General features: G+C 66.6%; 22 protein-coding genes. 17 read left to right on the top strand and 5 right to left on the bottom strand.

Going from position 1 to position 20121, the window contains the following annotated elements:
• Positions 1-40: 40 nt before the first annotated feature.
• The 3 genes from GAK28_RS05235 to GAK28_RS05225 are packed head-to-tail and all read right to left on the bottom strand — an operon-like array spanning position 41 to position 3923.
• Positions 41-2029 (bottom strand): DUF3488 and transglutaminase-like domain-containing protein, encoded by a 1989-nt coding sequence (locus GAK28_RS05235; RefSeq protein WP_291775946.1) that lies wholly within the window; start codon positions 2027-2029, stop codon positions 41-43.
• Positions 2026-2982: a DUF58 domain-containing protein gene (locus GAK28_RS05230; RefSeq protein WP_291775944.1), complete on the bottom strand. Its 957-nt coding sequence runs from the start codon at positions 2980-2982 to the stop codon at positions 2026-2028. Before GAK28_RS05230 ends, GAK28_RS05235 begins: the two co-directional genes overlap by 4 nt.
• Positions 2982-3923: an AAA family ATPase gene (locus GAK28_RS05225; RefSeq protein ID WP_291775943.1), complete on the bottom strand. Its 942-nt coding sequence runs from the start codon at positions 3921-3923 to the stop codon at positions 2982-2984. Before GAK28_RS05225 ends, GAK28_RS05230 begins: the two co-directional genes overlap by 1 nt.
• 35 nt (positions 3924-3958) lie before the next feature.
• Here GAK28_RS05225 and GAK28_RS05220 point away from each other — a divergent pair, with 35 nt between their 5' ends.
• Positions 3959-5545: a glycosyltransferase family 39 protein gene (locus GAK28_RS05220; RefSeq protein WP_291775942.1), complete on the top strand. Its 1587-nt coding sequence runs from the start codon at positions 3959-3961 to the stop codon at positions 5543-5545.
• Positions 5546-5551: 6 nt separating this feature from the next.
• On the opposite strand, the gene GAK28_RS05215 is transcribed toward GAK28_RS05220, so the two are convergent.
• On the bottom strand, positions 5552-6142 hold the full coding sequence (locus GAK28_RS05215) for a Maf family protein (protein WP_291776037.1): 591 nt from the start codon (positions 6140-6142) through the stop codon (positions 5552-5554).
• Entirely contained in the window at positions 6139-6585 is a 447-nt protein-coding gene (locus tag GAK28_RS05210) for a hypothetical protein (RefSeq protein WP_291775941.1), read from the bottom strand. Before GAK28_RS05210 ends, GAK28_RS05215 begins: the two co-directional genes overlap by 4 nt.
• Before the next feature lie 146 nt (positions 6586-6731).
• On the opposite strand from GAK28_RS05210, the gene GAK28_RS05205 reads away from it, so the two are divergent.
• The 16 genes from GAK28_RS05205 to GAK28_RS05130 all read left to right on the top strand — a co-directional run bounded on the left by GAK28_RS05205 (position 6732) and on the right by GAK28_RS05130 (position 20107).
• Positions 6732-7250 carry a YceD family protein gene (locus tag GAK28_RS05205; protein WP_291775940.1) on the top strand — a complete coding sequence of 173 codons (519 nt, stop codon included), beginning with the start codon at positions 6732-6734 and terminating at the stop codon, positions 7248-7250.
• 18 nt (positions 7251-7268) lie between these two features.
• Positions 7269-7463: a 50S ribosomal protein L32 gene (gene rpmF, locus GAK28_RS05200; protein ID WP_291775939.1), complete on the top strand. Its 195-nt coding sequence runs from the start codon at positions 7269-7271 to the stop codon at positions 7461-7463.
• Positions 7464-7685: 222 nt separating this feature from the next.
• The gene (fabD, locus tag GAK28_RS05195; protein WP_291775937.1) at positions 7686-8627 is read left to right on the top strand and encodes an ACP S-malonyltransferase; all 942 of its coding nucleotides are present in this window, start codon (positions 7686-7688) and stop codon (positions 8625-8627) included.
• Positions 8628-8655: 28 nt separating this feature from the next.
• Positions 8656-9399: a 3-oxoacyl-ACP reductase FabG gene (fabG, locus tag GAK28_RS05190; RefSeq protein ID WP_291775935.1), complete on the top strand. Its 744-nt coding sequence runs from the start codon at positions 8656-8658 to the stop codon at positions 9397-9399.
• Between the two features lie 170 nt (positions 9400-9569).
• Positions 9570-9809 (top strand): acyl carrier protein, encoded by a 240-nt coding sequence (gene acpP / locus GAK28_RS05185; protein WP_045827801.1) that lies wholly within the window; start codon positions 9570-9572, stop codon positions 9807-9809.
• Between the two features lie 150 nt (positions 9810-9959).
• Positions 9960-11279: a beta-ketoacyl-ACP synthase II gene (gene fabF / locus GAK28_RS05180; RefSeq protein ID WP_291775933.1), complete on the top strand. Its 1320-nt coding sequence runs from the start codon at positions 9960-9962 to the stop codon at positions 11277-11279.
• Positions 11280-11302: 23 nt separating this feature from the next.
• Positions 11303-12628 (top strand): aminodeoxychorismate synthase component I, encoded by a 1326-nt coding sequence (locus GAK28_RS05175; RefSeq protein ID WP_291776035.1) that lies wholly within the window; start codon positions 11303-11305, stop codon positions 12626-12628.
• On the top strand, positions 12625-13458 hold the full coding sequence (gene pabC, locus GAK28_RS05170) for an aminodeoxychorismate lyase (RefSeq protein ID WP_291775932.1): 834 nt from the start codon (positions 12625-12627) through the stop codon (positions 13456-13458). Before GAK28_RS05175 ends, pabC begins: the two co-directional genes overlap by 4 nt.
• On the top strand, positions 13455-14486 hold the full coding sequence (gene mltG / locus GAK28_RS05165) for an endolytic transglycosylase MltG (protein WP_291775931.1): 1032 nt from the start codon (positions 13455-13457) through the stop codon (positions 14484-14486). The genes pabC and mltG overlap by 4 nt, the downstream gene beginning before the upstream one ends.
• Positions 14487-14559: 73 nt before the next feature.
• Complete coding sequence (gene holB, locus GAK28_RS05160; protein WP_291775930.1) at positions 14560-15498, top strand: DNA polymerase III subunit delta'; 939 nt, start codon at positions 14560-14562, stop codon at positions 15496-15498.
• A 59-nt stretch (positions 15499-15557) separates the two neighbouring features.
• Positions 15558-16511: a PIG-L family deacetylase gene (locus tag GAK28_RS05155; RefSeq protein ID WP_291775929.1), complete on the top strand. Its 954-nt coding sequence runs from the start codon at positions 15558-15560 to the stop codon at positions 16509-16511.
• Positions 16512-16544: 33 nt separating this feature from the next.
• Entirely contained in the window at positions 16545-16904 is a 360-nt protein-coding gene (locus GAK28_RS05150; RefSeq protein WP_291775928.1) for a PilZ domain-containing protein, read from the top strand.
• A 303-nt stretch (positions 16905-17207) separates the two neighbouring features.
• Positions 17208-17564: an NADH-quinone oxidoreductase subunit A gene (locus GAK28_RS05145; RefSeq protein WP_291775926.1), complete on the top strand. Its 357-nt coding sequence runs from the start codon at positions 17208-17210 to the stop codon at positions 17562-17564.
• A complete protein-coding gene (locus GAK28_RS05140) occupies positions 17555-18109 on the top strand; it encodes an NADH-quinone oxidoreductase subunit B (protein ID WP_166947079.1) in 555 nt (184 codons plus the stop codon). The genes GAK28_RS05145 and GAK28_RS05140 overlap by 10 nt, the downstream gene beginning before the upstream one ends.
• A 12-nt stretch (positions 18110-18121) precedes the next feature.
• Positions 18122-18850: an NADH-quinone oxidoreductase subunit C gene (locus GAK28_RS05135; RefSeq protein WP_291775923.1), complete on the top strand. Its 729-nt coding sequence runs from the start codon at positions 18122-18124 to the stop codon at positions 18848-18850.
• A gap of 27 nt (positions 18851-18877) precedes the next feature.
• Positions 18878-20107, top strand: coding sequence for an NADH-quinone oxidoreductase subunit D (locus tag GAK28_RS05130; RefSeq protein WP_291776033.1), 1230 nt, complete (start codon positions 18878-18880; stop codon positions 20105-20107).
• The last annotated feature ends 14 nt before the right edge of the window (positions 20108-20121 follow it).

Here is a 20121-nt window from a genome sequence, read left to right as displayed (position 1 = left end):
CACATCTCCCAGGGCACCGGGCACGGCCGACGCCATACCCTTATTTGACCACGCGGCGCGCCTTTAATTCCCTTACCGCGTGTCCGAATGCTCTGATCGATTCAGGCGGCGGTTCGTCGTGGGCGTAGCGCGACCGCAAGTAAAGCTCGCACAACCTTTCCAAGGCATTTCGCTGGGCCGGCAGGGCACGTGCCGCGCGGGTGAGGAAATGCTTCGGGCCTTCGCTGGTTCGACGAGCGACGCCGGCCCGTGCGAGCTTGCGCTCAAGACGTCGCATCCACGCATCCAGCGCATCGCCTTCACGTCGCTGGAAGATCGCCCAGCCCAAGGCGATGGTCACCAGCAGCGAGCAACCGATGGCCAGGACCACGGCCAGGTCGGTCACGTCCGCATGGTCGACTCCGAAGGGTTGGAGCATGCCTTGCTGACGCAAGCTGTCGAAACCGATAACGCCCCGGTTCCACCATTGGTTGACGACATCCCAGCGATCGCGCATCTCGCGTATCCAGGGGGTGTCGAGCCAGCCGTCGCGCTGCCCGATCGCCGCGGCGGCGGCCCCGAGTTGCACGCGCTCGGGGCGCACCGCCGCGGTGGGATCGATACGAACCCACCCGCGTCCGTCGAGCCACACCTCGGACCAGGCGTGGGCATCGGATCGGCGCACGAGCAGGTAGTGGGCGCGGTCGTTCCAGTAACCGCCCTGGTAGCCGGTGACGACGCGTGCCGGTATGCCGGCGGCGCGCATCAGGAAGGTGAAGCTTGAGGCGAAGTGCTCGCAGTAGCCCTGTTTCGTCTGGAACAGGAAGTCATCGATGCGATCGCCGCCGAGGGGTTCGGGGGCCAGTGTGTACGAGAAGCCGTCGTGGAACATCGCGAGGGCCGCCTGCACGATCGCCGTAGAGTTGCTACCGAATCGCTGCGACCAGGAACTTGCGAGTGCGCGGGCACGGGGGCCAGCACCGACGGGGAGTGCCAGGTTGTCGTGCCGGACGCTATCGTCCAGCGTGGGCTCGAGTCGATAATCGAGGGCAGCTAGCGCAGAAACGTTCACCACGTCGTCGATGCGGCGGTTCGATCGCACCGTGCGGTCAGGGCCGAGCACCGTATCGGGGGGCGCCAGGGTGGGCATGTCGAGCAGCGGCAGCACGCGATCGTGGGACGGCTCCACGGCCGCGTGATACGCGATACGACGTCCGTACTCTGCCTGCGCGGGCGGGCGGCGCGTGGCGTGCGATCCCGGCGTCCATTCATTGCCGTCGAACCACTGCATGACATAGGCGCGGAAATAACGCTGCGCGTTGGGCGGAGGAGGGCCGTCGAACGTGATATGCATCGCGGGCGTATCGTCGGTCATCAGGTCGAGCATGCGTCCCGGCGCCAGCCGATCGGAGAGACCGGTAGCCGCCTGCCCGCTGTCGGGCGCACCCCAGAGCGGACTGCCCAGCCTCGGGATGAAAAGGAAAGCGAAAATCGACAGGGGGATCGATGCCAGTAGGGAGAGTAAGACGGGCTTCCACTGGATCGACCAGCCGGCGATGTCCGCATCCGGATTTTCGAGGGCGCGCAGTGTCGCGAGCGCGGGAAACAGGCCCAGGCTCACGATGCCGCTGGCGACCAGGCCTTGCCCGAACAGCAGGGCGCTCATGAGTCCGAAGCAGGCGAATGCCACGCCGACGCGGGCATCCCGCACACGCTCGCTTTCCAGCAGCTTCAGCACGAGCAAGCCGACAGCGAACGCACTTCCGGGGTCCCGTCCGAACAACGTTCCGTAATGCAGGACGATGGCTGCCAGGAGCAGCGCCAGCATGGGGAGCTTGATGAGCGTCGGCACCTTCTTACCGCCACGTCGGCGATGGCGCCAGCGCAGCGCAAGCACGGTGGCGAGCGCGCCCGTCAGCCAGGACGGCAGGTGCGTTGCATGCACCAGCAGCAGGAAGCCCATGGTGATACAGAGCAGGTCGAACGCGCGTCGGCCGATCGTCGTCGGATCGACAGGAGGACGTCGTAGCGAGCGACGAAAGCCGGTCATGGGCGTAAGGCGAGGGCAGTCATGCAGCGGTGGTAGTGCTCGTCGCCCTGGGCGATATCGAAATAGGCGTCGGGCAGGCGAAGGCTCCAGCGGCGTCCACTGTCGCGAGCTTCGTCCACCCAGCGAGCGAGGCGGGCGATGCGCGACTCGTCGTCCAGTCCGTGCATGGCATCCCAGTCCAGCCGCCAGTCATCCTGCGGCGCCGGTTGTTCCAGGTCCTTCACCAGCAGGCTGTGGTGGCGGGCACTGAGCTTCCAGGCAATCTGGCGACGAGGATCGCCCGCCCGATACTCACGCAGCGACGCCAGTTCGTCGCCTGCCCGGGGGCGGCCCCGGTCGGCATCGCCGCTGGGCACCATCGGGGCGGGGCCAAGTGCTTCGGCGCGAGGGTAGACGAGGATGGCCTGGTCGGGGTGGAGCCAGCTCCATGCGCGGAACAGTCCCATGGGCCAGCGCGTGTGGATGCGCAGGCGAGGTAGTGGGAGCCACCCACGGAACGAGGTTTCGAGGGGAAACTCGACGAGGGCCGGCTGGCCGGGGCGAACCGTGAAAACCTGCTGCACACCCTCGACATCGAGACGTATGGCCGTCCGTATGCGCTGCGGGGCCGATACATCGAGCGATACGCGAGCCGGGCTGCCCGCGCGGACGCTGTCCGTTCGCATGCCACCCACCACCAGACCGTTGAGGGTGCGGAAGGCCACGAGCATGCTGCCCACGACGGCGGAGCCCAGCAGGCAGGTGAGGCCCAGCGCTGCGTTGTTCGTGTAGTTGAGCGCGCCCAGGAGCATCACGGCCAGCAGGAGCGAAAAGCCCAGCCCGAATCCCGTCGGCACGATATAGATGCGTCGGCGATGCAAATGGATGGGCAGGGGTTCCCGAGGGCGGAGCCGGGTGAGCGACGGCAGGCGACGCTCCGCCCAGGCGAGCAGGCCCGGACCACGCGGGGTCATCAGGGTACCGGCGTGTCGGCGAGGATCGCGCGGGCGATGGCATCGCGATGGCCGCCTCGCGCAGACACAAGGCGATGGGCCGCCGCCGGTACGAACACGGCCTGCACGTCTTCGGGAATAACGTAGTCGCGGCCGCTGAGCAGGGCCCAGCTTCGGGCCGCGGCCAGCAGTGCCAGGCCGGCACGAGGCGACAGCCCCACGCGAACGTCGTTGTGCTTGCGGCTGGCGCCGAGCAGGGCCTGCAAATAATCGAGCAGGCGGCCGCTGGCGGTGATCCCGGGCACGGCGGCGTGCAGGGCGGCGATGGATGCGGTGTCGAGGCGCGGCGTGAGGTGGCCCATCATGTCGCGTCGATCCTCGCCGATGAGCAGGGCGCGTTCGGCCTGCGGGTCGGGGTAGTCGAGGCTGAGACGGAGCATGAAACGGTCCAGCTGCGAATCGGGCAGGGGAAAGGTGCCAGCCAGGTCGAGGGGGTTCTGCGTGGCGACGACGAAGAACGGTTTCGGCAACGCGTGCGTGGTGCCGTCGACGGTGACCTGGTCTTCGGCCATGGCCTCGAGCAGCGCGCTCTGCGACTTCGGCGTGGCGCGGTTGATCTCGTCTGCCAGCAGGAGGCTGGTGAAGATGGGGCCGGGATGGAAGCGGAACTCGCCGGTCTCCCGTTCGTACACGCTCACCCCGATAATGTCGGAAGGAAGCAGGTCGCTGGTGAACTGGATACGCTGGAAATCGAGGCCGAAGGTGACCGCCAGCGCATGCGCCAGCGTGGTCTTGCCGACGCCGGGTACGTCTTCCAGCAGCAGGTGGCCGCCGGCGAGCAGGCAGGCGAAGGCAAGCTTGACCTGCCTGGGCTTGCCGAGCAGCACGCCGTTGACCTGCGCGAGCGCGGCATCGAGGCGGTGCCGAAGCATTTCATCGTTGAGCGGAGTCGTAACTGACATGATCGGAACGTGCGCCCGGGAGGCGGGTCCTGTCGATGGGTGATCGGTCGAGTTTAGCGGCGCGTGAACGCGCCTGGCGAGGCGTATTCCTCATCCTGTTCGTCGTGACCTTCGTCGCCCGTTCGGTGATCGCATGCACCCTGTCGCCGTTTGGTGACGAGGCCTTCTATTGGCAGGAAAGCCTCTCGCCCGCATGGGGCTACAGCGACCTGCCGCCGTTGACCGCCTGGCTGATCGGGGCGTCCGGCATCGTCTTTGGGCATGGGCTTCTCGCCCTGCGCCTGCCGTTCCTGCTCATCGGCGCGTTGATTCCCTTTCAGGTCCGGGCGATCGCGCGTGGTCACGGCGGCGAACTCGCGGGGTGGCAGGCGGGCGTACTGGCGATGTGCCTGCCGCTTGTCGGAAGCCTCGGCGTGATGGCCTTGCCCGACGTGCCGCTGACGTTCGCGATCCTCCTGGCGACGCAAGGTTTCGCGAGAGCGCTCGATCGCGATGCGTGGCTCGACTGGATTGTGATGGGCGTGGGCCTGGCGCTCGCGTGGGCGACGCACTATCGCGCGGCCATGGCCATGCTCGCGGGCCTGGTCTTCCTGCTGGTCATGCGCCGGGGGCGTACCTGCTGGCGACAGGGCGGGTTGTGGCTCGCGCTCGGCGTGGCGTCGCTGGGGCTGATACCTATCCTCGTCTACAACCTGCAATCGCATGGGGCGGGCGTCGCGTTCCAGGTGGTCGAGCGCAATCCCTGGCGTTTCCATGCCGACGCGTTCGTGCAGCCCCTGGAGCAGGCCGTGGCCTGTACGCCGCTTGCGTGGATCGTGCTGGCCTGGTCGCTGTGGCGTGCGTGGGTGTCCCGAGACAAGCCACCGTACGATCTGGTGGCCGCTGTCGCAGGAACCTTCCTGCTCGGTTACTTCCTGCTGGGGCTTTTCGCCGACGACCTGCGCTTCCGTGCGCACTGGCCGTTGCCCGGCTATCTGCTGCTTTGCGCCGTACTACCGGCGCAACTGGCCGAATCGGCGCGTACGTGGCGTCGCGTCGCGTCGACGGGATTCGCGATCGCCTTCGTGGGTCTTTGCGGTGGTTTCGTCTACCTGGGGCTGGCGGCCTCCGCCGATGGGGCCACGATGCTGGCGCGGATGAAGGCCTTTCCATCGAACTTCACCGGTTGGCGCGAAAGCGCGGCCATGGTCCGTAGCGAATTGCTCCACGACAGCGGTGCGCTGGTCGTGGCCGACAATTTCATGCTCGCCGCGGAGCTGCGTTTTGCCCTCGGCGGCCCGCGTGCCGTCTACGCCCTGGACAGCCCGTTGAACACGAAGCATGGCCGTGCGCCACAGTTGGCGACCTGGCGGCTCGATGAGTCGGCCTTGCACGAGCGACCGGGAACACGGCTACTGCTTGCCGTGGACGAGACCGCGCTGCGCGAACGCGAGACACGCGACTGGTTGGGCTCGCTGTGTTCTCGTGTGGATATCGTGCGGCCCCTGGCGCGCGTCGACCTTTTCGACGGTCGACGGCGCGTGGCGCTCTACGAGGCGAAGGCGCGAGCGACGGTCGCCCCGATGGGCAACCCCGACGACTGCATCGTATGGACAACCGCGTGGCGGGCGTCCACGCGCTGAGTCCGGTCAGGGCAGTTCGATGCCGGCCTTGCGCAACAGGCGCGAGGTAGCGATGAGCGGCAAGCCGACGAGGGCGGTGGGGTCTTCGTTGACGATCCGATCGAACAGCGCGATGCCCAGGCCTTCGCACTTGAAGCTGCCCGCGCAGTCGAGAGGGCGCTCGCGTTCGACGTAACGCTCGATGTCCGCGAGCGAGAGGGGCCGGAAGGTGACCCGTGTTTCGTCGACGTGGACAAGCGCGTCGCCCTGTACGTCGATCACGCACACGGCGGTATGGAAGACGACATCGTGACCGGAACTCGCGGCAAGCTGGCGATGCGCCGCGTGCACGGTGCCCGGCTTGTCGAGCACCGTGCCGTCGAGGTCGGCGACCTGGTCCGAGCCGATCACCACGGTGCCGGGACGTTGTGCCGCGACCGCCCGGGCTTTTGCCTCGGCCAGCCGCGCGGCGCGTGTGGCCGGGGCTTCGCCCTCGCGGTGGTCTTCCTCGGTGCCCGGTGATGCCTGCTCGAACCGTTCGATGAGGCGGCGAAGCAGGCCCGCGCGATAGTGCGAGGTGGAGGCGAGGATGACGATGGGCGGCGTGGACAAGATCAGAAATCCCTATGGATGTGTTCGCGGACGGCAGTATCGAGCGCCGCCTGGGCATCGTCGAGGGCGCGAAGGCGGGGTTCGAGACGTTCCCGGGCTCGTACGAGCGCATCCACGGCCTGGTCCAGTTCGCGCTGGCTGGCCAGCGGGGCGCGGTCGCGGATCCAGAGGCGCTGGCTGAGCAGGGCGCGCAGGCCCGAATCCACCGCCTGCTTTGCCTCGACCTCGCCGGTGGCCGGTAGCTCCGGATGCGTGGACATCACGGCGTGGGCTCGCTGGAGGCGGTCGCGGCAGTCCTTGAGATCGGCTTCCAATCGGTCGGCATGGTCGTGGAGATCCTGCAGGGCGCCCCGTCGACGCCGATGGCGCTGGTGCCGGAAGGCCCAGGCACAGAACCCCGAGGCGACGAGGATCGTCGCCGCAAGTGCGTAATACACAAAGGAAAACACGCGACTACTTCCCCCTCGCGGGCGTGTTGCGGCACACTTCGGCCCGGGCTGAGAGTCTGCCCGAAAGGCGTCGGGAGGCGCAAAAGTCCCCGGAAGGCATCTAACCGGTTGACTTCAAGGGTGTTGGTGCCTACCATTTCCCGATTATGTCCGTGACTTTGCCATCGTCCGTGGACGCTTGGCGCGAAGTTCGTGCGCGGCGTTCGTTCCAGGGTCAGCTCCCCGTGTCGGCGTTCAAGCGCCTGGGCGAGTTGGTTGCGTCCTCCGAGGGTGACGTAACCTATGAGCTCGATTTCGGCCGGGACGAACTCGGTGTCGCCTACGTGGCGGTCCGTGCCCGGGTGACGCTCATGCTGGTCTGTCAACGTTCGCTGGAGCCGTTCGCGCTACCGGTGGTGTTGGATGGCCGTCTCGGACTGATCGTCGAAGAGCGCGAGGAGGCATCGCTTCCGCCCGGCTACGAACCGCTCCTGCTGGAGCAGGACGGCAAGCTGGATCCGCTGGCCACGATCGAAGACGAACTGCTTTTGGCGCTGCCCCTGGTTCCGGTCAATCCGGACTACGAGTTGCCCGAAGAGATAGCTGGAGCCGACGAGGAAGAAATCTCCCCGCCGGAAACGACCGAAAACCCGTTCGCGGCGCTCCGCGAACTCATGAAGAAATAATTTCGCTGGAGATTCGCCATGGCCGTTGCCAAGAGCCGCAAGACCCCGTCCACCCGCGGCATGCGCCGTTCGCACGACGCGCTGAAGACCGTTCAGCTGTCGACCGACCCGACCAGCGGTGAAGTCTACCTGCGTCACCACGTGACCAAGGATGGCTACTACCGTGGCAAGAAGGTCATCGACACCCGCGGTGCGGTTGAAGTCGAAGACTGATCCTTCCGCAAGGAACGATCCTGCAAAACGGCGCGGCAACGCGCCGTTTTGCGTTTCCGGCACACCCGGATCGCGCGCAAGCGCGGTCCTGCCCGGCTGCGTTGTGTAGGAGCGCGCTTGCGCGCGATCCGGTGAGGCCCTGTCTCCAAACCCTCGCGAATGGTGCATTCGCCCATGGGTTGCTGGCACCATGCGCGGTTTGAAGTCCCGGAACCGTCACGCATGTCCCAAACCAGCGCCTCGCTCGCCATCGTCTTCCCCGGCCAGGGCTCGCAGTCCGTCGGCATGCTTGCCGAACTCGCCGCCGCCCATCCTGAGGTCAAGGCCACCTTCGACGAGGCGTCGGAAGGGGCGGGCGTCGACCTCTGGGAGATCAGCCAGAACGGTCCCGAGGAAAAGCTCAACAGCACCGAGAACACGCAGCCGGCCTTGCTGGCCGCCAGCGTGGCGGTGTGGCGCGTCTACCTGAAGCAGGGTGGCAAGCTGCCCGCTTACCTGTCCGGCCATAGTCTGGGTGAGTACAGCGCCCTGGTGGCCGCCGGCGCGCTCTCCCTGAAGGACGCCGCCGGCCTGGTGGCCGAGCGCGGTCGCCTCATGCAGGCGGCGGTGCCGGCGGGTGTCGGTGCGATGGCCGCCATCCTCGGCGGCGACGACGCCCAGATCGCCCAGGTCTGCGAGGAAGTTGCCCAGGGCCAGATCGTCGCCCCCGCCAACTTCAACTCCCCCGGCCAGCTTGTCATCGCGGGTCATGCCGAGGCGGTAGATCGCGCCCTGGCCCGTCTCGCCGAGCTCGGCGTGAAGAAGGCCGTGAAGCTTGCCGTATCCGTGCCGTCGCACAGCATGCTCATGCGCGAAGCCGCCGACCGTCTGGGCGAGAAGATGGCCGCCATCGCCTGGCAGACGCCTTCGATTCCGGTCGTGCAGAACGCCGATGCCACCGTGCACACCTCCCTGGAGGACATCCGTGCCGCGCTCCAGCGCCAGCTCTACCTGCCCGTGCGCTGGACCGAATGCGTGCAGGCGCTTGCCGCCCATGGCATCACCCAGGCCTTCGAATGCGGCCCGGGCAAGGTGCTGGCCGGTCTGATCAAGCGCATCGACAAGTCGGTCGAGGCCAAGGCGATCGGCACGCCCGCCGAGCTCGACGCCGCCGTGGCCGCCTGAACCCCATTCATCCGTAAGGAACCTCCCCATGACCCATTCCCTCAAGGGTGAAGTCGCCCTCGTCACCGGCGCGAGCCGTGGCATCGGTGCAGCCATCGCCGATCGCCTCGCCTCCCTCGGCGCCACCGTGTATGGCACCGCCACGAGCGAAAGCGGCGCCGCCGCCATCGGCGAGCGTCTCGCTCCCCACGGTGGTCACGGCCGTGTGCTGAACGTCACCGACGGTGAATCCATCGATGCCCTCATCGACGCGATCGGCAAGGAATCCGGTGCCGTTTCGATCCTTGTGAACAACGCGGGCATTACCCGCGACCAGCTCCTCATGCGCATGAAAGACGAGGACTGGAGCGCCATTATGGATACCAACCTGACCTCGGTATTCCGTGCGTCGAAGGCCGTCATGCGCGGCATGATGAAGGCCCGCAAGGGTCGCATCATCAGCATCGCGTCGGTGGTGGGCGTTACCGGTAACCCGGGTCAGGCCAACTACGCCGCGGCGAAGGCCGGCATCATCGCCTTCTCGAAATCGCTGGCCCGTGAGATCGGTTCGCGTGGCATCACCGTGAACGTGGTGGCACCGGGCTTCATCGACACCGACATGACCCGTGCGCTGCCCGAAGAGCAGCGTCAGGCTCTGCTGTCGGGCATTGCCCTGGGCCACCTGGGCCAGAGCGAGGACATCGCCGAGGCGGTGGCCTTCCTGGCCTCGCCCGCGGCCAAGTACATCACTGGTGAGACGCTGCACGTCAACGGCGGCATGTACATGCCGTGATGGCAGAAGGGTCGGGGGAGTCGCCACCGGCCCATTTTTGAGAGACAATCGTCATTTCGCGCCCGGTGCAGTCGTTCCGGGCGTTATCCACGTCACGGCGGCGTGTTGGCGGGCCGATGCCTCAGCCACTACAATGCCGCCGGATTTTCCCCTCGGGAGGTTAAGGCAACATGAGCACCATCGAAGAGCGCGTCAAGAAGATCGTCGTTGAACAGCTGGGCGTCAAGGAAGATGAAGTCACCGCGAACGCCTCGTTCGTGGACGATCTGGGCGCCGACTCGCTCGATACCGTCGAGCTCGTGATGGCCCTCGAAGAAGAATTCGAGTGCGAGATTCCGGACGAAGAAGCCGAGAAGATCACGACGGTCCAGCAGGCTGTCGATTACATCAAGGCTCACGTCAAGGCCTGATCGTACCCATGGTTGTCGATCGGAGGCGCCGCCTCCCGTCGATCTCCGAGCGACACGGAAGCTGCGCCGTCATGGCGCAGTTTTCGTTTCCGAATACCGTAACCTGCGCCCGCGTATGGTTGCGCGGAAACAAGTGAAGGATGAGAACGCATGAGTAAGCGACGTGTGGTAGTGACCGGCATGGGCATCCTGTCGCCGGTCGGCAATGATCTTGCCACCGCCTGGAAGAACGTTGTCGAAGGCGTGAGCGGTATCGCTCCCATCAGCCCGGTCGAGATCGGGGACAAGACGGTCGACTGGAACCAGTACGCGACGCGTATCGCTGGCGAAGTCCGTGACTTCGATCCCGTCGATGCCTTTTTCACCGGCGCAGGCGCCGACGAGGCCACCGATGAAAAGCGGCGTGCCATCGGCAAGGACTTCAAGCGGATGGATCCGTTCATCCACTACGGCATCGTCGCCGGTACGCATGCGTTCCGTCAGTCGGGCCTGAAGGTCACCGACGAAAACGCCGGTCGCATCGGTGTCGCCGCTGGCGCCGGTATCGGTGGCCTGCACACCATCGAGGAAACCTCGCTCGAGCTGCACGACAAGGGCCCCCGCAAGGTGTCGCCGTTCTTCGTGCCCAGCTCCATCATCAACATGGTGGCGGGCAACCTCTCGATCTATCACGGCATGAAGGGCCCGAACATCGCCCTCGTGTCGGCCTGCACCACGGCCGCGCACAACATCGGCATGGCCATGCGCCTCATCCAGTACGGCGATGCCGACGCGATGCTGGCAGGCGGTGCGGAATTCGCGACCACGCCGACGGCCATGGCAGGCTTCTGCTCGGCCAAGGCGATGTCTACGCGCAACGACGATCCGACGCACGCCAGCCGTCCGTGGGATACCGGTCGCGACGGCTTCCTGCTGTCGAACGGCGCGGGCATGCTCATGCTCGAGGAATACGAGTTCGCGAAGGCGCGCGGTGCCACCATCCTGGCCGAGATCATCGGCTTTGGCATGAGCGGCGACGCGTACCACATCACCGCACCGAGCGGTGACGGTGCCGAACTGGCCATGCGCAACGCGCTGCATGATGCCGGCCTCACGCCGGAAGATGTGCAGTACGTCAACGCGCATGGCACGTCGACGCCGGTGGGCGATCTTGGCGAAGCCAAGGCCATCCGCAATGTCTTCGGCGAGCACGCCACGAAGAAGGGCCAGTTCGCGGTCAGCTCCACCAAGTCGGTGACCGGTCACCTGCTCGGTGCCGCCGGCGGCGTTGAAGCCATCTTCTCGATCATGGCGCTGCGCGACGGTGTCATTCCGCCGACGATGAATCTCGACAACGTCGATCCGGAAGTGGCAGCCCTTGGCATGGACCTCGTGCCGAACAAGGCGGAGAAGGCCGACCTCCAGGTCGTCATGTCCAACTCGTTCGGTTTCGGCGGCACCAACGGTACGCTGATCTTCCGTCGCGCCTGACGTTGGCTTTCGTCACGCGAACCCTGGCCGGCCGGCGCGATCTCCTCGCGCCGGCCGCGTCGTATCCGGAGCGCTATCCCGCGTTGCTCGCCAGCGCCGTCACGGGAATGCCGCAATCGCGATTCGACATCCTGTTCGCCGCGGGTGATGCGTCGTTGACCCTGCGTGGCGATGGTGCGCTCGTCGACGAAGCGGGGCAGGCGATCAAAGGTGATTTCCTCGCCGCGCTCGATCGTCGTTGGGCGGCCCGTCATCGTCCGCGCGTGGACGATGGTCTGCCGTTCCATGGCGGCTGGTTCGTCTATCTTTCCTACGAGTTGGTCGCACAGATCGAAACCTCGCTCGGCCTGCCTGCCAGTCGTGGCGATGTCCCTGTGGCGTATGCGGTGCGTACACCGGCGGCGGCGATCGTCGATCACGTCGAGGGCCGAACGATCCTGATCGCCGAAGAAGGCCACGCACACTGGCTCGACCGACTCGAGGCCGATGTCGACATTCCACTTCCCGAGCTGCCCCTCGCGACGCCGCTGGCGGTGGACGAGGATGAGCCCGATCGTTTCATCGACGGTGTGCATCGCATCCACGAACACCTTCGTGCAGGCGATGTCTTCCAGGTGAACCTGTCGCGTCGCTGGCAGGCGCATTTTGCCGAGGCGCCCGCACCCGCAGCGCTGATGCGCGCCTTGCGTGACGCGAATCCCGCGCCCTTCGCCGGGCTTTTGCAACGACCCGGCTGGGCCATCGTCAGTTCGTCTCCCGAGCGCCTCGTGGAATCGCGCGATGGCGTGTTGCAGACCCGCCCCATCGCCGGCACGCGTCCGCGCGTACCGGGCGACGACGACGCGGTGCGCATTCGCGAACTCACGGCACATCCGAAGGAACGTGCCGAGCACGTCATGCTGATCGACCTCGAGCGCAATGACCTGGGGCGCGTATGCGTCCCCGGTAGTGTCAAGGTCGACGAGCTAATGGTGGTGGAAAGCTATGCGCATGTGCACCACATCGTCTCCAACGTGCGCGGTCGCGCACGCGAAGGCGTCACGCCGGGTGACGTGATCGCGGCGACCTTTCCCGGTGGCACCATCACCGGCTGCCCGAAGGTGCGCTGCATGCAGATCATCGGCGACATCGAGGCCGAGCCGCGCGGTGCGTATACCGGCGCGTTCGGTTACCTCGATGACAATGGCGACATGGATCTCAACATCCTCATTCGCACCCTGACGGCCGAAGGCCGCACCGTGTCGTTGCGGGCCGGTGCCGGTATCGTCACGGATTCCGTGCCGGAAAAAGAACTCGACGAAACACGCGCCAAGGCACGCGGCCTGCTGCGCGTGTTCGGTGCGGCATGACCACGCGTCGGTCGGTGGACTTCATCGACGGTGGCTCGCTGAGTCCCGCCGATCGGGGTTTCACCTATGGCGACGGCCTGTTCGAAACCCTGCGTGTCCGCGAGGGTCGCGTGCCGTTGTGGTCGCACCATCGGAATCGCCTGCGTGACAGCTGTGCACGGCTGCATATGTCGGTTCCCGACGAAGGCCGACTGTTCGCCGAGGTGATCCGTCTCTGCGATGGCTTCGACGACGCGGTGGTCCGCGTTACCCTCAGTCGTGGAGTCGGCGAGCGAGGCTATGCCTTGCCGGCCTCGCCACGGCAGACCCTGGTCGTGGCGGCCTCGCCGTTGTCGCTGGACGCCTGCGCCTACGCGGAAGGTATCGCGGTGCGTCTTTGCGAGACCCGCTATGGTGAGCAGCCGCTGCTGGCGGGCATGAAACATCTCAACCGGCTCGAGCAGGTGCTGGCCCGTGCCGAATGGTCCGACACGTTCCGCGGGGAAGGCCTCATGCGCGACCTGGGCGGCGACCTGGTCAGCGCCACGGCGGCCAACCTGTTCGCCGTCTTTGAAGGACAGATCGTGACGCCCGCCGTGGATCGCTGCGGCGTGGCCGGCGTGGCCCGGGCGGAAGTCATGGCCTGTCGCGAGGTGGCGGTGGACGCCATCCCCTTGTCCCGCCTCGTGGTCGCCGACGAGGTCTTCCTCACGTCGGCCGTTCGCGGCATCCTTCCCGTTCGGGCATTCGCCGGTCGCACCTGGTCGCCCGGCCCGGTCGCCCGCGCCTTGCAGTCGCACTGGCGCGATATCGGCCTGCCGTTGCCCTGGATGGAAGGAAGTCAATCGTGATCAAGGTTCGTGGGCTCGTCGTCTGGCGAGTCATCCTGCTGACGGTGCTGGTCGCGGCGATCGCCGTGGGAAGCTGGCTCTGGTACGACTGGGCGCGTTTCGCGCGTACGCCGATGGCGTTGCCCGGCCCGGGGCAAAGTATCGACGTGGCGCGTGGCACCTCGTTCAAGGACATCGTGCGCGACCTCCGTTCGCGCGGCATCACGAGCAGTTCGCCGCTGTATTGGCGCCTGCTCGCCATCCAGATGCAGGCCTCCGGTCGACTGCATGCCGGCGAGTACGCCCTGCGTGCGGGCATGACGCCGCGCGATCTCATCGGCGACATGGCCCATGGCAAGGTCCTGCAGCGTTACTTCACCATCGTGGACGGATGGAGCTTCGCCGACCTGCGCCGGGCGCTGGACGCGGTACCGACGTTGACCCACGATGTGGCCGACATCGACAACGCCGAGCTGATGAAGCGGCTTGGTGCCGAGGGTGAGAATCCGGAGGGGCGCTTCCTGCCCGAGACCTACGCCTACGTGAAGGGCGACAGCGAGTCGGCCATTCTCAAGCGCGCCCGTGGCGCGATGGACAAGCTGCTCGACGGTGCGTGGCCGGGCAGGGCGAAGGATCTTCCCCTGGCCTCGCCGTACGAGGCCCTGATCCTGGCTTCCATCGTGGAAAAGGAAACGGGCAGGGCGGACGAGCGCCCGCGCATCGCCGGCGTCTTCGTCCGTCGCCTTGAGCAGCGCATGCTGCTGCAGACCGATCCCACCGTGATCTACGGCATGGGCGCGGCCTACACCGGCAACATCCACAAGAGCGACCTCACCACGGACACCCCGTACAATACGTACACGAGGGTCGGCCTGCCGCCGACACCCATTGCCCTGCCGGGGCGTGCGGCGATCCTGGCGGCGCTGCATCCCGCCGATGGCAAGGAGCTGTACTTCGTCGCCCGGGGCGACGGCAGCCATGTCTTCTCCGCTACCCTCGACGAACACAACCGGGCCGTGGCCTGCTACCAGCTGAAGCGATGCAAGTGACCGATATCCCGCGAGGCCGACCGATCGCCCTGGAAGACACCGGCAAGCGCACGCCATCGCAGGGGCTGGCCGCGTGATCGCGCGGCCGTGGCACGCCGACGCCTGGACGCGCTTGCAGTCGCGCCGCCAACGTGACGCCTTGCCGCACGCCCTGTTGCTGGCCGGTCCGGCCGGACTGGGCAAGCGCGAATTCCTGGCCGCCTTCGTCAAGGGGCTGCTCTGCCAGCGCCCGACGGAGGAGGGCGAAGCCTGCGGCACCTGTCGCAGCTGCCACCTGGTGGACGCGGGCACCCATCCCGACGTCATTGCGCTCTCCTTCGGTCTGCGCAAGGACGGCGTCACCCGCAGCGAGATCGTGGTCGACCAGATCCGCGAACTGTCCCAGCGCCTGGCCATGGCCAGCCAGTTCGGCGGCTGGCAGATCGCCACCATCGACCCGGCCGACGCGATGAACGCGGCGGCGGCCAACGCCCTGCTGAAGACGCTGGAGGAGCCGACCCCGGCGACCCTGCTGATCCTCGTGGCCGACGAGCCGGCCCGCCTGCCTGCCACGATCCGCAGTCGCTGCCAGCGCATTGATTTCATGGTGCCGTCGCGCGAGGCCTCCCTGGCGTGGCTGCGCTCGCTCAGCGTGCCCGATCCGGTGCTCGCACTGGAGGCCGCGGGCGGCAATCCCGGCATGGCTCGGGCCTGGGCCACCGATGGCGCCCTCAAGCAGCGCACCGAAGTGCGCCAGGACCTCAAGGCGCTCGCCGCCGGTCGCGGCGACGCGATGGAGGTCATCAAGCGTTGGCAGGCGGCCGATCCGCAGCGCTACCTCTGGTTCGCCGCGCAGGCGGCCACGGACGAACTCCGCTCCCGTGCCGCAGGCGCGGCGTCGCCGCTGGAAAGCCGACTGGACGACGAGGAACTCGACGCCTGGTACGGGCGCGCCAACCGGGCGCGTGAAGCCTTGCGCGGCCCGTTGCGCGCCGACCTGGTCCTGCTCGAACTGATCGCCGCATGGCGTTGACGTCTTCTTGACCGCGATACCGGCGCTATTCGGACCCGTCCCTCCATGAAGGTCCGCTCGTGACTGCCGCTCCGATCATCGATGCCGACACCCGGCTGCTTGTCGTCGCACCCCACCCGGACGACGAGACCCTGTCGTCCGGTGCGCTGGTCCGGCAGGTACTTTCGGCCGAGGGCACCGTCGATGTCCTGCTTCTTACCGATGGCGACAACAACCCCTGGCCGCAGCGCTGGGCCGAGCGGCGACTGTGGGTCCGGGCGGCCGACAGGGCGCGCTGGGGGCATCGTCGTCGTGGTGAGGTCCTGGCGGCGCTGGGGCGGCTGGGCGTGGACGAGAGCCGGTTGCATGCGCTCGGCTGGCCGGACATGGGGCTGACGGGTGAGCTGCGTTTCCGGCACGGGCCGGCCGTCGAGGCCATCCGCCAGGTCATCGCCCGCGTGCGCCCGAACCTGATCGCCCTCCCGGATATCGCCGATTCCCACCCGGATCATGGCGCCGCCCATGTCCTGGTTCGTCTTGCCGCCTGGGAGGCGGGTAGCGAGGCGCGGATCCTGACCTACATGGTGCACGGTCCCGCGCTGGCGGAGGACGCGGTCACCTTCGACACCGCGGATGCCGAGGCCATTCGTATTGCGGCCATGCGCGAGCACCGCACGCAGATGGTGTTGAGCGAGCGCCGGATGCTGGCCCTGGCCGCGCGGCCGGAACGGTTCGGCGCGCCTCCGGAGGCGACGGGGCGAGGCAGCCTGCGGTTGCCCTGGCATCCCGGCGTCCTGGCCCGCTCCCGCCTGCGCCTCGTGCTGGCCGACGGGCAGGGCAGCGTGGTGTGGCCGTGGCGCAAGGCGCCGCTGGCGCGCCGGGACGGCGCCTGGTGGCTGGCCTTGCGCGATGTGCCCGGCCCGGCCTTCGTCAAGCTCACGGCGGACCTCTCCACGCCCTGGATCCATGACCGCTACGGCTGGACGTGTCGCGATGACGCGGCCGCCGGGCTTGTGGCCCGGGAGCCGGCCTAGCTAGGATGCGGGGCAATTGAAGGGGATACCCCGATGAACGCCTCCGCACCCTCGCCGCGACAGGGCATCCTGTTGTTGAAAATCAAGGACGTGAACTCCCTGTACATCTCGTACATGCCGTTCCTCAAGAACGGCGGCCTGTTCGCGCCCACCGCCCAGCGCTACAACCTCGGCGACGAGGTGGCCCTCCTGGTCACCCTGATCGACGAGAGCGAGCGCCTGTCCGTCGCCGGCAAGGTCGTCTGGATCACGCCGGTAGGGGCTCAGGGAAATCGCACGGCCGGCGTCGGCATCCAGTTCAACGAGTCGTCCGAAAGCGAGGCGGCCCGGCAGCGGATCGAGGGCCTGCTCGCGGGCTCGCTCACCTCCGAGCGGCCGACCCAGACGATGTGACGCGTACGTGGCGGTCCCGGCGGGATGCCGGGAGATCGCGATGGGAAGCACTCGCATTTGCACCAATTAGATGCAGGTTTTTCTCCCATTAAGACTTGTCGTCATACCTGCACGCACTGGTACAATAGATCGGTTCCCCAACGTGAGATTGAGGATCTCCGAAGTCGTTGGCGCGCTTGTCGCGTCGATGCGGATCGGCCCATTTGGATCGATTCGAAAAAAACTTCGGCGCCCCTAGCCGGACCGCTCGTCCCCGTCGACGGTCACTGATGCGCCCAGCGAAGCGCGGAGGTACGCAGCATCGTGCTTGCCCAATATTGGCCCGTCCTGTTGTTCATCGCCGTGGCCACCGGCCTCGGCATCGTCCTGATGGTGCTCGGCATGCTCGCCGGCCCCCGTCGCCCCGACGCCGAAAAGCTCTCGCCGTACGAGTGCGGCTTCGAGGCCTTCGAGGACGCGCGCATGAAGTTCGACGTGCGCTACTACCTGATCGCCATCCTCTTCATCATCTTCGACCTCGAAATCGCCTTCCTGTTTCCGTGGGCGGTGGTGTTCGACAAGATCGGCGCCATCGCGCTGATCGAGATGGCGCTGTTCCTCGCGCTGCTCGTGGTCGGTTTCGCTTACGTCTGGAAGAAGGGAGCGCTCGAATGGGAGTGATGACCACCATTGACCGGGTGATGCACAACCCGGCGCCGCTCAACCTCGTCGACGACATCATCCGTCCGAATGGCGACGCACCACTGCCGCAGCGCGGTTTCGGCGTCACCAGCGTCGACGCGCTGATGAACTGGGCCCGCACGGGTTCCATGTGGCCGATGACCTTCGGCCTGGCCTGCTGCGCGGTGGAAATGATGCACGCCGGTGCGGCGCGCCTCGACCTCGACCGCTTCGGCGTCGTGTTCCGTCCCAGCCCCCGCCAGTCCGACGTGATGATCGTGGCCGGCACGCTGGTCAACAAGATGGCCCCCGCGCTGCGCAAGGTCTACGACCAGATGCCCGAGCCGAAGTGGGTCATCTCGATGGGCTCGTGCGCCAACGGCGGTGGCTACTACCACTATTCCTATTCGGTGGTGCGTGGTTGTGACCGCATCGTTCCGGTCGACATCTACGTCCCGGGTTGCCCGCCGACGGCCGAAGCGCTGATCCACGGCATCCTGCAGTTGCAGGCGAAGATCCGTCGCACCCACACGATCGCGCGCTAACAGGGCTGCCTCATGAGCGTTAACAACGAGACCTCGCTGGTCGAACGCCTCGCCGCGCGTTTTGGCGACATGCTCACCGTCAAGGTCGAGCGCAACGAAGTCACCGCCGAGGTCGCCCCGCGCGACCTCATCGCCGTAGCCACCGCGCTGCGCGACGAGGCGGGCTTCCGTTTCACCGTCTACATCGACACCTGCGGCGTCGACTACCTCAGCTACGGCCAGACCGAATGGGACACCGACACGGCGCACGGCGAGAGCTTCTCGCGCGGCGTCGAAGGTGAGGCCATCGGTCGCTTCACGTGGGCGGACCGTCCGCGCAACGTCGAGCAGCCGCGTCGCTTCACCGCCGTGATCCACCTGCTGTCGATCGAACTGAACCAGCGCATCCGCGTGCGCGTGTTCTGCGAAGACGACGCGTTCCCCGTCGTGCCCTCGGTCACCTCCATCTGGCCGGGCGCCGACTGGTTCGAGCGCGAAGCGTTCGATCTCTACGGCATCATCTTCGAAGGCCATCCGGACCTTCGCCGCATCCTTACCGACTACGGTTTCGTCGGCCACCCGTTCCGCAAGGACTTCCCGCTCATCGGCAACGTCGAGGTTCGCTACGACCCCGAGCAGAAGCGCGTCGTCTACGAACCGGTCTCGATCGAGCCGCGCGTGCTTGTGCCGCGCACGATCCGCAACGATGCCGACCTCGATCAGGCCAGGGCGGAAGCCGCCGACCGCTGGCGGGAGAATTAAGCCGTGGAAGAAATCCGCAATTACACGATGAACTTCGGTCCGCAGCATCCTGCTGCGCACGGCGTGCTGCGCCTCGTGCTGGAAATGGACGGCGAGACCATCGTCCGCGCCGATCCGCACGTGGGCCTGCTGCACCGTGGCACTGAGAAGCTCGCCGAATCCAAGCCGTTCAATCAGTCGATCGGCTACATGGATCGTCTCGACTACGTGTCGATGATGTGCAACGAGCACGCCTACGTGCGCGCCATCGAGGGCCTGCTGGGCATCGAGGCGCCCGTCCGCGCGCAGTACATCCGCACGATGTTCGACGAGATCACCCGCATCCTCAACCACCTCATGTGGGTGGGTTCCAACGCGCTCGACCTGGGCGCGATGGCGGTGTTCCTGTACGCCTTCCGTGAGCGCGAAGAGCTCATGGACGTCTACGAGGCGGTGTCGGGCGCGCGCATGCACGCCACCTACTACCGTCCGGGCGGCGTGTACCGCGACCTGCCGGAGCAGATGTCGAAGTACCGCGAGTCGCCGTGGCACAAGGGCGGCGACCTGAAGCGCCTGAACGCCTGGCGCGAAGGTTCGATGCTGGACTACCTCACGGAGTTCACCAACGACTTCCCGAAGCGCGTCGACGAATACGAACTGCTGCTCACCAACAACCGTATCTGGAAGCAGCGTACGGTCGGTATCGGCGTGGTCGATCCGGAGAAAGCGCAGGCCTGGGGCATGACCGGCGCGATGCTGCGCGGCTCCGGTATCGCGTGGGATCTTCGCAAGAAGCAGCCCTACGCGGCCTACGACAAGATGGATTTCGACATCCCCGTCGGCGTCAACGGCGACTGCTACGACCGTTACCTGGTCCGCGTCGAGGAAATGCGCCAGGCGAACCGCATCATCCGCCAGTGCGTGGATTGGCTGAAGGCCAACCCGGGCGCGGTCATGGTGCAGAACTACAAAGTCGCTCCGCCCAGCCGTGTCGAGATGAAGAACGACATGGAAGCGCTGATCCACCACTTCAAGCTCTTCACCGAGGGCTATGGCGTTCCGGCCGGCGAAACCTATGCCGCCGTCGAAGCGCCCAAGGGTGAGTTCGGCTGCTACCTCGTTTCCGACGGTGCCAACAAGCCGTTCCGCGTGCACCTGCGCGCGCCGGGCTTCGCGCACCTTTCTTCGATGGACGCGTTCGTGCGTGGCCACATGCTCGCCGACGTCGTCGCGATGATCGGCACCTACGATCTCGTCTTCGGCGAAGTCGACCGCTAAGTCGACGGAGTACA

The organism is Luteibacter sp. (assembly GCF_009912395.1).
Classification (GTDB): domain Bacteria; phylum Pseudomonadota; class Gammaproteobacteria; order Xanthomonadales; family Rhodanobacteraceae; genus Luteibacter.
The sequence above is the reverse complement of the archived record's forward strand: the minus strand, read 5'-3'. Positions and strand labels throughout refer to the sequence as shown.